Source organism: Mesorhizobium sp. M0923 (assembly GCF_040319365.1).
Taxonomy (GTDB): Bacteria; Pseudomonadota; Alphaproteobacteria; order Rhizobiales; family Rhizobiaceae; genus Mesorhizobium.
Genome location: NZ_JAMYNW010000047.1, coordinates 1 through 12,327 on the forward strand (window position 1 = coordinate 1; position 12,327 = coordinate 12,327).

The following is a 12,327-nucleotide window of genomic DNA, read 5'->3' on the forward strand; positions in this document are numbered from 1 at the left end:
ACCGCTTCGAGGACAGCCGCGCCGGCGAATGTGTCGCCCGTCATCTGGACGGCTATCGCGGCATCCTGCAAGTCGACGGATACGCCGCCTATAACCGGCTGGCACGATCCGATCGGGGCAATGACGGCGTGACGCTGGCGGCGTGCTGGTCGCACGTGCGGCGCAAGTTCTACGAACTGCATGCCGCAGGCTCCTCCGTTATCGCCTCGCAGACGGTGGCGCAGATGGCCCCACTTGTGGGCCGCCGAGGAGGCCGTACGCGGCCAGGACCCGGCAGTACGGATAACTGCGCGTCAGGAGAAATCCGCCGCCGTCGTTGCCGCTCTCTTTGCGCTGTGGGAAAAGGAGCTGCCGAAGCTGTCGGGAAAATCGAAGCCCGCCGAGGCGATCCGCTATGCGCTCGGCCGGCGTGCCGCGCTGGAGCGCTTCCTCACCGACGGCCGCATCGAAATCGACTCCAACACCGTCGAGCGCGCCATCAGGCCACAGACAATTACCCGAAAGAACAGCCTCTTCGCTGGCAGCGACGGCGGCGGACGGACATGGGCCACCATCGCCACGCTGCTGACCACCGCCAAGATGAACCAGGTCGATCCGCACGCCTGGCTCACCCAGACCCTCGAGCGCATCGCCAATGGCTGGCCAAACAGCGCTATCGAGGCGCTCATGCCTTGGAACTACCACCGCTGAACGGCATCAGCTACCCGCTTACTCCATACCAGCGGAGGGCTGAGCTGCAAGACGCGGCCGTGAATCTACCGCGTCATCCAGGCGCAATTCATCCACAATGAAGATTATATCTATGTTGCGCATAAGCTGATGTACTCCCAGGACCTCTATGCAGGCATCAGCTAACGCTTGCGCAGCAACGACCGTTAGGTTCTGGAAATTGAGAGCGCTTCCGATGGCTGAAACAATGCCCACCTTTTTTGTGCCAATATTAGCCGTTGGAAATTTCTTCTCCAGCGCCTTGACAACGGAGGCGATTGCCTCGGGCGCTGCGGACAGGTAATGGATGATGGTATTTGCATTCGATGCTTTCGTAATGACGCGGACGTCAGAACTTTTCAACGTGTTGATAATGTCTGCATCATAGTCATTCACGCCGACCATATCCGGCTCGAAGAATTCGAGGGCATGAACTCCCCCGAGACCTGCGAAGATTTCTGCCTGCGGCATGTGAGAGACATAGTCGCGAGTGATGACAGTTCCATCGTTCTTAGGATCGAACGTATTCTTGACTCGAAGAGGTATATTTGCGTGGCGTAACTCCTTGAACGCGGCCGAATGAATTGCTTCCAGAGATTAGACAGCTGACTGGCGACATCATAGTTACTATAGCCGACAGCGCGGACGCGCTCGATGCCGACAATCTTGGGGTCGGCTGTCGATAGATGAAACTCCTTGTGGACTATTGCCTCCTTGGCACCTGTGAGCACGGCGATCCGAGCGAATGTGACCTCAGTGTAGCCGCGGCCGTAGAGCCGCACCAGGCCGCCCGGGCATCGGCTGTAGCCGGTGACGACCGGCAGTTGCTTGCCGAGGTCGATCGCGGATAGCGCTGTACCAATTCGCGTGTCAAGGCTCATTTCAGTTTCGTCGCGCCAACCGGTTATGTCCACGAAGATGGCCTCCACACCGAGTGTCCTTAGGAGCAAGACCGTGTTGTAGGCACTGTGCACTTCGCCCTGCGCGACCAGAATCTCGCGCACGGTATTCAAGTGCTCTTCGAGCTTGAAGTAGCCATATGAGCAAAGCCGCTGTAGATTTACAGGCAGCCGCGCACTCCTTCAATGCGGTCGTTTACAAACTCGTCGGCGACGCGCCTTTCCGACGAGTCACCGAAGATTTCCGCGTTGAGCCTTCTCATTTCCAGATGGGCCTCTGCGATCGCTTCGACCCAAGCCGATTTTGAGCTGGCGCTCGCGAAGAGTGCATAGACGCCGGGCTCGCCGGTCTTCTTGTGCTCGAGAAGCCGGTCTGTCATCCCATTGTAAGCGGACACGACGAATATGCGGTTATACAGTGCGCTCCCCTTGCGTCCCCCAACCAGGACGTTTTCGAGTACGGCAGCGGCATTTGAGATCGACGTGCCTCCGATCTTCTCGATGTGGGAGCCAGGCTCGCAATTCGGCAAAAGAATCATTTCCAAGTCCTACTAGTTATATGGCTTTGCTGGTGAACCGTCCGCAGCATAACGCTCGGCTCTTTTTTGCATCGGCGGCGCTGACGTCCATACATCCTTCTCCTTTTCACATAGCCAGCGGCAATTGCTGTACCATGCTAAACTCCACCGGCCAGCCACGGGGGAGATTCTATCGAAATTGTGCCCGTGTCGTCGCCCCGCTAGGAGATCCATTAGCATGATCGATGGCGGAGAGACGAAGTAGGCGCATACTCTCGCTTCCGATGTAGAAAGAGGCAGGCCAACACCAGTTCGGTCTCGGCACGGCCGGTGGGCGTCATGCTTCTCGAGCGCGCAAAATGATCCGGGAAGCACGACATGGGCTTGATCCGCTTGGGAATCCTCGGTAGAGCCCGTTCCCGAGACGCAGTAGACCGCCGCAAGATGGTTTCGATAATGTATCTTGATCCGGGCATTTGGATTGCACCCCTTGACGGTGAAGCCGATTCTATAGCTCTTGAGAATCGCACGCTTTTCCAACTCAACGTTCGACACGCCGGGGCGTCAGTTTCTCCTCATTGACATCGCTGACGGTCATGATCCGCTCTGCCGTTCACTGTGCTTCCGATCACGCTTTCAATAGCGTCCGCTAGAATGTCGAGTCCTTGGCTAAGTTGATCCTCCCCAATGACAAGAGGTGGCAGACACTTCACGACCTCGTCTTTGGGACCAGCGGCCTCCAGAACGAGGCCATTCTGAAAGGCGGTGCTGATCACCTGACCAGCAACTTCGCCAAACTTCAGATCGATGCCCCGCATCATACCACTACCCTTGGCCGATACTCGCCCTTGATCGTACTTGCGCGATCTGATCAAGGCGGCTTTGAACTTGAGCATCCCATGAGAAAGTCGAGATAGGCTGTCCCATCTCGCGCAAACAGCTGGCCCCCTCGTTTCCTCGCGAAAACGACGGGAAAGCTGCGAGCGTAGCTGCGCACTTCGGACTCAAGGTGGTTGAAGATCGCTAATTCCTCCCCTCCACCTAGTGCACTTCGGCCAGAAATCGTTGCCGGCGGGCATACCCGCAGGGCTCATGGAGCGTAGGATAAGTCCATTGGCTGTCGTGTATTCGCTCTCACGAGGTCCCGAAAGATGGATATCGCGGTCGAAGCTCTCAGCCTGCCTCGACGGCGGGGTCGATTTTTGCTCGCCTGCGTCTCTCGCTGGTCTCCCGCAAAAAACCTACTCCTTAGCGGAACATCCTCTGAAGTCTTGGAACAAATCCAAATATTTCCATCGTTAGCACGTTAGCATACCTCCACGCCGCTCCTGACGGCGGAGCATTCTCCACAAAGATCAACAACTCGCTGAGATAGGTAAGCCCTTCTTCATCGGAACGGAATGGCACAGAACTCAATTGCCTATTTGAATTCTTCGAGAATTTGCGTTTCGAGGGAACATAGCTTCCCCTGCATCTCGGGTACACCTACCAATAGGCGTGGGGTGCCTTAACCTCACAAGAGGTGCGGTACTAACGTCGCTGTGATTGGTGGCTCGTGCCTCCGGAGGTCGCGTCCCCACAGGTGGTGTAGCTCGGCGGTAGCGAAGCCGCTCGCGAGCGCGCCCTCGATAGCGCTGTAGATGCTATGGGCGGCGGCGAGCGTGTGGCACCCTCGGCGCTGTTGAGCAGCTATCGGAGCGCCCCCATGTCACCATTCTTTGATGCAAGCAGATCCCTTACCGCCCTTGATCAGGACAGCACGCTAGTCGCAGTGATTGAGATGAGCCAGACAAAGTGGCTCATTGCTGCGACGGTCCCTGGCTTTGAACGTAGTCCTCTCAGAAGCTCGATGCCGACCCGGATTCGGTGCTCAGGCTGTTGCGCCGCTGGCGCAGCGAAGCCATCCAAGCCGGGCGCGAAGTCCGGCGCATCGTTGTCGCCTATGAGGCTGGACGCGACGGCTTTTGGTTGGCGCGCTGGCTCCAAGCGCGCGCTGTCGAGGCTTATGTCATACATCCATCGAGCGTCGCGGTTTCCCGCGAACATCGGCGCGCCAAGACCGATCGCCTCGATACCGAACTGCTGATGCGCGCCTTTCTTGGCTGGCTGCGGGGCGAGAAGCGCCACTGCAGCATGGCAGCCATCCCAACCATCAATGAGGAGGAGGCTCGCCGTCCGAACCGTGAACGAGACAATCTCGTCCGCGAACGTACTCGGATCGTCAATCGCATCAAGGCAATCCTCGCTCGCTTCGGCATTCGCGCCTTCAAACCCAATCTGCGCAAAGCTGCCGAGAAACTGGAGGCTCTGCATACGGCGGAAGGCATGCCCCTACCGGAACGAAGCCGAGCAGAGTTGCGCCGTAATCTCGGACGGCTTCACCTGTTGCGTGAACAAATCCACAAGATCGAACAGGAGCGGTTGCGGCAGCTCTCGGTGGTTCCAGACACGGAGAAGGGTCCGCTCGCAATGGTTCGCCTTCTTTCGCGGATCGTCGGTGTCGGTATCGAGACTGCGGACATGCTGGTGAACGAGATTCTCTCACGCGGCCTGCGTGATCGGAGAGCCGTCGCTCGCTATGCCGGACTTACCGGGGCGCCGGATGAGAGCGGCCAACGCAGGCGCGAGAAAGGTCTCGCGCGGGCCGGCAACGCTCGCGTCCGCTACGGCATGATCCTATTGGCTTGGCGGTTCCTCCAATTCCAAAAGGACAGCGCGCTGGCGCACTGGTTTTGCGCGAGAACGGCCGATGGCCGTGGCGGTACGCGCAAGACAATGATCGTGGCTTTGGCGCGCAAGCTACTGATTGCATTCTGGCGACTTGTCACGACCGGCGAGATCCCGACGGGAGTAGCCCTGCGTCCGGTATAAAGCATGGAGGAGCGTTCGACAGGACGAGCATTGAAGTTTGGCAGCTGCAATAGCGTCTGCCGATAACGGATCCGAGGTGGTGGTGATCCCGGTCGCTCACATGGCCTTACGACGCCGCGCTGTAGAATGGGCCCACCGCCCGGAGCTTCGCCGCCGATGCGTATGGCTGCATCATGGTTTTTGATCCGCGCGGATCAACCGCATACAAGCTTGCGGCGCGTTTACGGCGCCTGATGGCGAGCTCCCCTCGGTTTGCAAGGTATAGACCTCTACAAACAGGGCACCTGCCGGCTCTATGTAACGCTGCCGCCGTGCTCGTGACCATCAAGGGCAGGTCGCTTCGCGATGGCCCAAAGGACCACCCTTGACCGTCACTGCGCGCGGCGCCCCAATGGACCCCGGAGCCAAAGCAGGAACAAATGGTCGCCACCGCTGAACAAGGAGACGGAACGACTGAAAGATCACGTTGACAAAGATCACCCCATACAAGCGAGCGAGCGGCTTTGCGGTGGTCATCGAAAGTTCGCCGGTAAGGTCGGGTTGCTGACACCAACCTGATTCGAAGGAACCATCGATGACCGACGACATGATGAACCTGCGCACGCTCGTGGATAAGACTCCGGATTCCGATCTCTTGCGCGAGATGATTGGCTTTACCGCCGAGCGGCTGATGGAGCTGGAGGTTGGCGCCGCCACCGGCGCCGCCTATGGCGAGAAGAACCCGTTGCGCACGGCCCAGCGCAACGGCTATCGCGAGCGCGACTGGGAGACGCGCGCCGGCACCGTCGAGCTGCGCATCCCCAAGCTCAGGAAGGGCTCCTACTTCCCCAGCTTCCTGGAGCCGCGGCGCATGGCCGAGAAGGCGCTCACCGCGGTCATCCAGGAGGCCTACGTCCAGGGTATCTCGATCCGCTCGGTCGACGACCTGGTCAAGGCCATGGGCATGAGCGGCATCTCCAAAAGCCAAGTCAGCCGGCTGTGCGAAGAGATCGACGGCAAGGTCAAAGCGTTCCTTGAAAGACCCATCGAGGGCGACTGGCCATATCTGTGGATCGACGCCACCTACCTGAAGGTGCGCCGCGGCGGCCGCATCGTCTCGGTCGCCGTCATCATCGCTGTCGGCGTCAATGCGGACGGCCGACGCGAGGTGCTGGGCATGGAGGTCGGCACGTCTGAGGCCGAGCCGATCTGGACGGAGTTTTTGCGCAAGCTGACTCGCCGCGGCCTGCGCGGCGTCAAGCTCGTCGTCTCCGACGCCCATGAAGGCATCAAGGCGGCCGTCACCAAGGTGCTGTGCGCGACCTGGCAGAGGTGCCGCGTCCACTTCATTGAGGAACGTGCTGGCCCATGCCGGCAAGAGCGGGCGCCGCGTCGCCTCCGCTTTCATCGCAACCGCCTTCGCCCAGGAAACGCCCGAGGCCGCAAGCACACAATGCGCGCCGTCGCCGACCAGATCCGGCCGAAGGTGCCGAAGCTGGCGACAATCATGGACGACGCCGAGCCCGACGTGCTTGCCTACATGACTTTCCCCAAGGAGCACCGCGCCAAGCTGCATTCGACGGATGACATCGACAAGCCTGATTTCGACTTTTTCGATTCCTGTTGCGTTTCTTTGTTCGGCTCAGGTGAGCCTGTTTCTTCGTCCCGGCCCACAGGATTTCCCCATGCGAGCGTGTCGAGACGCAGTCCATGCTGGCCGCGGTGCGATGGCGCCACGGCCGGCTGCGAGGTTTCCAGGCCACGCCTTGACGGCGTCGAGCACGGCGCCATTCTGGAGCGGACCGAGGCGTCGGTCGTGCCGCCAGATTTCCTTGTGCTATATTTGTCCGGCACGGACGACCACGTGGCAAAGAGTGGTGCAAGAGGATGAGAGTGCCGCCACGGAGCCGTTATAGTCGTTCCTCCTTTGTGGCGTCCGTGCGCCGCTTCGGCCCTCGTGACCGCCAATGCCGAACCATCAGCTCGTAGGCACGTTCGGCATTCTCGGCCGCGGCTTTTTCGCTGTTTCGCAACTCCTTCACGTTGTAGGCGTAAGCCGAACCGCGGCGACCGACACCGCGCTCGCCCGGCGCGCCAGCCTTGAGAGCGAGCTGCCTCTGCTTTGCCGCCACCAGCGCCGGGCGAGCCCAGAAGTAGTCCTGCTCCTTTGTCAGCAGATGCCAGATCAACACGCCGAGCTTGCGGGCGACCGCCACGGCTGCGACCTGATGGCCACGCTTGTTGCGGATGCGTAGGAAGAAGGCCCTGAGCGGTCCGGGCGCCTTCGCCGCGGCCCAGGCGGCCTCGACCAGCATGGCGCGGGCATGGGAACGCCCATGTTTGCTGATCCGGCCATATTGCGCCAAGCCAAGACCGGATTGGCGCACACGCGGATTGAGGCCGAAGTAGCTCACCAGCTTCTGCGGCTCGCGGAACCGCCGGATGTCGCCGACCGCGGCGATGATACCGCTCGCGACGATGACATTGACGCCGGTGATCGTCTGAACCGCCGGACTTGCGCATCATCAACCGCTTCCCGGGCGATGTCGCGATCGAGGTCAGCCAGATCCTCGGCCAGGCGATCGATCTCGCGGATGTGGCGGGCGATAGCGGCCCGCTCGTCGTCGGGAAGCACCTGCCGCTCGAGCCAGGCGCGACCGCGATTGTTGAACAGATCGGCATGCGGGCACTTCGGCACTAGGTGCGCCTGCAGGATGCCATGCACCTCGTTCTTCACGCGCGTGCGATGCCGAACTACCTGGTTGCGCCGCGCGACGAGGCGGCGAAGCCGCTCGGTCCGCTCGTCAGGTACCCAGACCTCCGGCAGAAAGCCGCTGGCATGGAGCTGCGCCAGAACGCCGGCATCGATCTTGTCGGTCTTAATCCTGGCATGGGCGATCGCCTTCACCTGCATCGGGTTGGCGACAATCACCCGGCCGACATAGGGCGACAGAACCCGCACCACCGCCATGGCGTTGCCCGTGGCCTCGACGACAACCTCATCCGTCCGTCGCAAACTGCGGCCGAACCCTTCCAGTCCCGAGCGGGTCATGTCGACCCGTCCGTGATGGCGCAGCCGGCCGTCTTCCCAAACCACCACCTCCGCAAAGGTGCGGTGGATGTCCATTCCAATCACACGTCTCATCGGCTCCCTCTCCTCAAACAGTCGGGAGCCGGCGGGCGACGCGACACCTACGGATCCGCGCTCTCGGCGCAACCGGGCAGGTCGCAGGGGCGGCCAGCTACTAACGCGAGCTCGCAGCTCATCGAATACATCGGCCTGCCCGCACTTGGCGTGCTCCCGGTGCCCCTGTCCCGGATGGTCGCACCATACGCCGAAAATCGATCATCTCCAGCGGGGATCGGATGGCACCGTCATGATCATACCGGTTACCAACCCGATCGAGCGCCTCAACGGCGAGATCAAGCGGCGCACCGAGGTCATCGGCATCTTCCCAAATGATGACGCCATCGTCCGCCTGGTTGGCGCGATCTTGCTCGAACAGAACGACGAATGGGCCGTGCAGCGCGCCAGATACATGGCGCTGGAAACCATCAGCCAAATGAGCGATGATCCTCTCATCAGCCTGCCAGCCGTGGCACGCTGATCAGCCCGGCCCCATGCCGGAGAGCGCGGCGACCAAGCCGTCAGCTACACCACTCCCTGGGACACGATCCCTCCGGATTCCCATACACGCGAACATGATGTCTTTGACGCGACGGAAATTCGCCCAAGCGGTCGGCAACTGAATTGCGGGCCACTACCAAGCTTCGGACTCAATCAATGTGACAGCGACGGGGGAGGTCCTGCCGACCGCGACTCCGACCTTGCTTCGTTTTTCGGCCGCGCAACAAAACTTAAAAATTAATTTACGGACTCTTTGCGACCCAGATAGCCGACAATGGTACCTTCATCGCGAGATCTGAAGACAGGCATGGCTGATAAGCTGATGCCGATTTAACCCGCCGCACGGCACGCAACTCGGGGTTAACAGCCAATGGCAAGAAGAGCGTTCATCCTAGTGGAAACCACCAAGCCAAACGGTGTTGGTCCACTATACGTCCAAGCGGCCCACCGTCTTGGTCTTCATCCAATTGCGCTGTCGTCTGATCCTGTTCAGTACGAATATCTCGCGGCGAAAAAGGTTGAGGTAATCCGAGTCAATCCAGACGATCTCGATGCGTCGATCCAGATATGTTCTCGACTACGTGCAACCTATGAGATTGCTGGCATTACGTCCGCCAACGACTCGGTCTATGCGACAGTTGGCTGGCTCTGCCGGTACTTCGATCTACCGGGACCGAACCCCGCATCAATTGAACGATGCTGCGATAAATTCGCTCAACGTCAGCTCCTCGCGGAGGCCGGCGTTCCAATACCTGCTTGTCGTCTGGCAACGAATGCGATGGACGTAGAAAGCGCTGCCGCAGAGATCGGCCTGCCGGTGGTTCTTAAGCCAGCCGTAGGCGCCGGCAGCAGAGGTGTCCGACTGTGCCGCAACATGGATGAGTTGGCGGATCATACGACCTATTTGTTGGGCGGGAAGCACATATGGCAGTCTTCGCCGCGGATACTGGTCGAAGAATTCGCCCAAGGCCCCCTTTATGGCGCTCACACAATGGGAAATCAGGTCATCGGGATTGTCGCCGCTGACTTCGGCCCCCTACCGCATTTCGTCTATCGTCATTTCACTTTTCCGGCCCCGCTAAGTGATGATGAGCATAAACGTATCGCCGACGTATCGCTGAGCAGTTTGCGAGCTCTCGGCCTTGGCTGGGGGCCAGCGAACATTGAAGTCAGGTGGACGAAGCATGGCCCAGTCGTCATTGAGGTCAATCCGCGCCTCAGTGGCACGCCCGATCCTCAGCTGGTTCAGGCGGCTTACGGTGTCGATCTCGTCTCCGAGCACATCAGGCTTGTCATCGGGGAGGAATGGAATTTGCGCAGAAGGTATTCGCATACTGCGGCCGCGCGGATTCTAGTTCCTGATCACGATGGCACACTCGATTGGATCGGCGACGACAGTCGGGCGGCTGCCCTGTCAGGCGTCGCCGAGGTCAAATTGTATGCTGAACCTAAGACGCCGATCGTCAGGAAAGGGGATTCCCGAGACTGGATCGGACATGTCGTCGCCGCTTCACCCGGCCGTGCTGAGACCGAGGCGATACTTCAGCGTGCCGTCGACTTGATCGGTTGGTCGATCACACCCTTTCCGACCACTAGTAAAGAGGTACAAAGCGCATCGTTTCGATTACCTTGAAGCGGTGCGGGATCTCCTCCAGCGTCTCATTGATGTCCTCTTCCAGCTTTGACAGCCGCGAGCCGCCGCAAGCGGTGCAGGCCGTCGGAGCGTCAATCACGACGCGCTCGATATCCTCCGGCATTTGCTTGCTCATCGGCCGTTTGCGGTGAAGGCTCGCACGGCCTGCGTTTTCGCCGCCGCAGCCACCCAGTTCATCGTCGGTAAACCGACGACGCAGGCCCGTGTCGATGATTCTCAAGGCGGCTCACTACTGTCCGCTCAGTGTCCTTATACCTGTCCATAAGGACAAAAAGATAGATTCACCCCAAGCCCTCAGGACGGTCCAGCTCGGATGCATATAGATCAACCGGGCGTCGGCATGATGGCTTCGCACTACGGTGTCGGCGTTCTGCCGGAAGGCGCTTGCCGAGCTCCCGCTTCACGAGTCCTTCCCCTACCTCATTCTAGATGCCCGCTACGAGAAGGTGGGCGAAGCCGGCATCGTCATGAGCCAGGCGGTGCCGTCGCGGTCGGCATCGACTGGGACGGCCGGCGCAAGATCCTGGCCGTGAGATGGCCAATCGCGAGAGCCGCTCGGCCTGGAAGGACTTCCTCAATCATCATGGCCTCACGCACAAGATTCCTGACGGTCCCGGGCCTATGATGTACGCCAGTTCGTCAAGGATCTGCGTGAGCGCAAGGTCACACCAGACATCGCCATCGACGGCCATCTGAGCAAAACCGGTAGGCCTCGCGTGACGGCGATCGATGGTCGCACGCGTTACCACGCCGGCTATGCAGCCAGCCAGCGCTGCCGCAAGCGGATTGAAGAGCTGTTCGGTTGGATCAAAGCCTCCGCCGGCATGGCCAAGGTGAAGCTGCGAGGATGCGCCCGTATGGAGGCTGCCTTCACGTTGAACCTGGCGGCCTACAATCTGCTCCGTCTGCCCAAGCTGCTGGCAGCGCTGGCGTGAGCATCGCAGGCGCTGGCGGATCGTTGAGATGCCCTACTATGTGGAGGACTATCACGACATGATGGAGCCAACCTACATTGAATTCGCGGCCGATGGCTCCGGCGAATTCGCCTTCGGCTGCGTTACCGGGCAGATCTTCGGCGCGGGCGACGGCAACAATGTCGCCTTCTCCTGGCAAGGCAATGACGAAATAGACGAAGCCCAAGGCACTGGCTGGGCTGAAATCCAGCCAGACGGCTCTATCAACGGACAAATCTGCTTCCATCGCGGCGACGAAGTAGACTTCATCGCCCGCAAGTGGACTTCTTCAACAGCCTGTTTAGGTTATCGGGGGTTGGAAGCCTGAGTTGGAAGATGCGGATGGGGAGAACCAGACCTATGGCATGGCTGCGGTCGAGCCGCAGAATCGGCTTCAGCGACACTCTGGCGGGCCTTCGGGATGGGCAATGACGGCGACGCCGGGATATGTGTCAGCAGTTCGCGGATATCTGCACCGCTGAAGCGTTCGTGCACTTCGCCATGGCCTTTCCACGCGATGATCTCGATGTTGGTTTCCGCAGTGACGTTCTTCGCCAGATATTCGTCCGGCAGCTTGATGACGCGCGGCACGCCGAACGGCTCAACAAAGGCCGTGGCGATACCGGAAGTGCAGCAGATGTCGGAACGGCCTTCACGGCAGCCGAGGTATTGAGTATAGTGACGATCGGCACCCCCGGGAAAACGCATCAGGCGGACATCCTGTGCTGTGATCGATTTTGCCAGCGAGCAGCGGGCCTCGAGATCCGGGGTAAGCACCGTCTTTTCCGGGTTGAGCAGCTTCGCCGTCCCGGCCATGAAATGCACCCCGGCGAGCACGATCACATCGGCATTGGTTCTTTCGCCCTACGGGCAAGCGCCAGACTGTCGCCGACGATGTCGGCCACGCAGTGGAAAATTTCCGGCGTCTGATAGTCGTGTGCCAGTATAACTGCATTTCACTGTTGCTTGAGATCGATGATGGTCTCCATGCGTTGGCGAAGGCAGGCCACTCGACTAGCACTACTTTGGCAGATTTTTAGCGGAGATGGTTCTGCGGCAGTGGGGACAACGGATTGGGGGCGGCTGCGCGAGCGCGGTGAGGATGGCTTGCCTGACG

8 protein-coding genes and 8 pseudogenes are annotated in these 12,327 nt (G+C 60.1%); 8 read left to right on the forward strand and 8 right to left on the reverse strand.

Annotated elements, in window-relative coordinates; genetic code table 11:
• Positions 1-690 (forward strand): annotated as a pseudogene (gene tnpC, locus NKH89_RS35290) (IS66 family transposase); the annotation flags it as partial.
• A gap of 18 nt (positions 691-708) precedes the next feature.
• Here the strand turns inward: tnpC and NKH89_RS35295 are convergent.
• Genes NKH89_RS35295 through NKH89_RS35315 form a run of 5 tightly spaced genes read right to left on the reverse strand, consistent with a single transcriptional unit; the run spans position 709 to position 3,021 of the window.
• Positions 709-1,104 carry a hypothetical protein gene (locus NKH89_RS35295; RefSeq protein WP_352911939.1) on the reverse strand — a complete coding sequence of 132 codons (396 nt, stop codon included), beginning with the start codon at positions 1,102-1,104 and terminating at the stop codon, positions 709-711.
• Positions 1,101-1,712, reverse strand: coding sequence for an amino acid kinase family protein (locus tag NKH89_RS35300; RefSeq protein WP_352911960.1), 612 nt, complete (start codon positions 1,710-1,712; stop codon positions 1,101-1,103). The genes NKH89_RS35295 and NKH89_RS35300 overlap by 4 nt, the downstream gene beginning before the upstream one ends.
• 56 nt (positions 1,713-1,768) lie before the next feature.
• Positions 1,769-2,146, reverse strand: a complete 378-nt coding sequence (locus NKH89_RS35305) for a hypothetical protein (RefSeq protein WP_352911941.1) — start codon at positions 2,144-2,146, stop codon at positions 1,769-1,771.
• A 12-nt stretch (positions 2,147-2,158) separates the two neighbouring features.
• A complete protein-coding gene (locus NKH89_RS35310) occupies positions 2,159-2,680 on the reverse strand; it encodes an ectoine synthase (RefSeq protein WP_352911943.1) in 522 nt (173 codons plus the stop codon).
• Positions 2,681-2,700: 20 nt separating this feature from the next.
• On the reverse strand, positions 2,701-3,021 hold the full coding sequence (locus NKH89_RS35315) for a PLP-dependent aminotransferase family protein (protein ID WP_352911946.1): 321 nt from the start codon (positions 3,019-3,021) through the stop codon (positions 2,701-2,703).
• A gap of 809 nt (positions 3,022-3,830) precedes the next feature.
• Here NKH89_RS35315 and NKH89_RS35320 point away from each other — a divergent pair.
• A pseudogene (locus NKH89_RS35320) lies at positions 3,831-4,996 on the forward strand (IS110 family RNA-guided transposase).
• A 574-nt stretch (positions 4,997-5,570) separates the two neighbouring features.
• Positions 5,571-6,866, forward strand: a complete 1,296-nt coding sequence (locus NKH89_RS35325) for an IS256 family transposase (protein ID WP_352911950.1) — start codon at positions 5,571-5,573, stop codon at positions 6,864-6,866.
• 19 nt (positions 6,867-6,885) lie between these two features.
• Here the strand turns inward: NKH89_RS35325 and NKH89_RS35330 are convergent.
• Positions 6,886-8,102, reverse strand: a pseudogene (locus NKH89_RS35330) (IS110 family RNA-guided transposase).
• Between the two features lie 265 nt (positions 8,103-8,367).
• Here NKH89_RS35330 and NKH89_RS35335 point away from each other — a divergent pair.
• A pseudogene (locus NKH89_RS35335) lies at positions 8,368-8,583 on the forward strand (transposase); the annotation flags it as partial.
• Positions 8,584-8,973: 390 nt separating this feature from the next.
• Complete coding sequence (locus NKH89_RS35340) at positions 8,974-10,236, forward strand: ATP-grasp domain-containing protein (protein ID WP_352911954.1); 1,263 nt, start codon at positions 8,974-8,976, stop codon at positions 10,234-10,236.
• On the opposite strand, the pseudogene NKH89_RS35345 reads toward NKH89_RS35340, so the two are convergent.
• Positions 10,214-10,422, reverse strand: a pseudogene (locus NKH89_RS35345) (IS66 family transposase zinc-finger binding domain-containing protein); the annotation flags it as partial. The gene NKH89_RS35340 and the pseudogene NKH89_RS35345 overlap by 23 nt on opposite strands.
• Positions 10,423-10,634: 212 nt before the next feature.
• Between NKH89_RS35345 and NKH89_RS35350 the strand changes: the two are divergent.
• The 3 genes and pseudogenes from NKH89_RS35350 to NKH89_RS35360 all read left to right on the forward strand — a co-directional run.
• Positions 10,635-10,833: pseudogene (locus NKH89_RS35350) on the forward strand (transposase); the annotation flags it as partial.
• 38 nt (positions 10,834-10,871) lie between these two features.
• Positions 10,872-11,192: pseudogene (locus NKH89_RS35355) on the forward strand (transposase); the annotation flags it as partial.
• Between the two features lie 28 nt (positions 11,193-11,220).
• Positions 11,221-11,538 (forward strand): hypothetical protein, encoded by a 318-nt coding sequence (locus tag NKH89_RS35360; RefSeq protein WP_352911957.1) that lies wholly within the window; start codon positions 11,221-11,223, stop codon positions 11,536-11,538.
• On the opposite strand, the pseudogene nadA reads toward NKH89_RS35360, so the two are convergent.
• Positions 11,517-12,115 (reverse strand): annotated as a pseudogene (gene nadA, locus NKH89_RS35365) (quinolinate synthase NadA). The gene NKH89_RS35360 and the pseudogene nadA sit on opposite strands and share 22 nt — an antisense overlap.
• Between the last annotated feature and the right edge of the window lie 212 nt (positions 12,116-12,327).

What these genes read in the sequence shown, in the direction of transcription:
- NKH89_RS35360 (WP_352911957.1), top strand. Translation starts at nt 11,221, where the DNA reads ATGCCCTACTATGTGGAGGACTATCACGACATGATGGAGCCAACCTAC.
- NKH89_RS35340 (WP_352911954.1), top strand. Translation starts at nt 8,974, where the DNA reads ATGGCAAGAAGAGCGTTCATCCTAGTGGAAACCACCAAGCCAAACGGT.
- NKH89_RS35325 (WP_352911950.1), top strand. Translation starts at nt 5,571, where the DNA reads ATGACCGACGACATGATGAACCTGCGCACGCTCGTGGATAAGACTCCG.
- NKH89_RS35315 (WP_352911946.1), bottom strand. Translation starts at nt 3,021, where the DNA reads ATGCTCAAGTTCAAAGCCGCCTTGATCAGATCGCGCAAGTACGATCAA.
- NKH89_RS35305 (WP_352911941.1), bottom strand. Translation starts at nt 2,146, where the DNA reads ATGATTCTTTTGCCGAATTGCGAGCCTGGCTCCCACATCGAGAAGATC.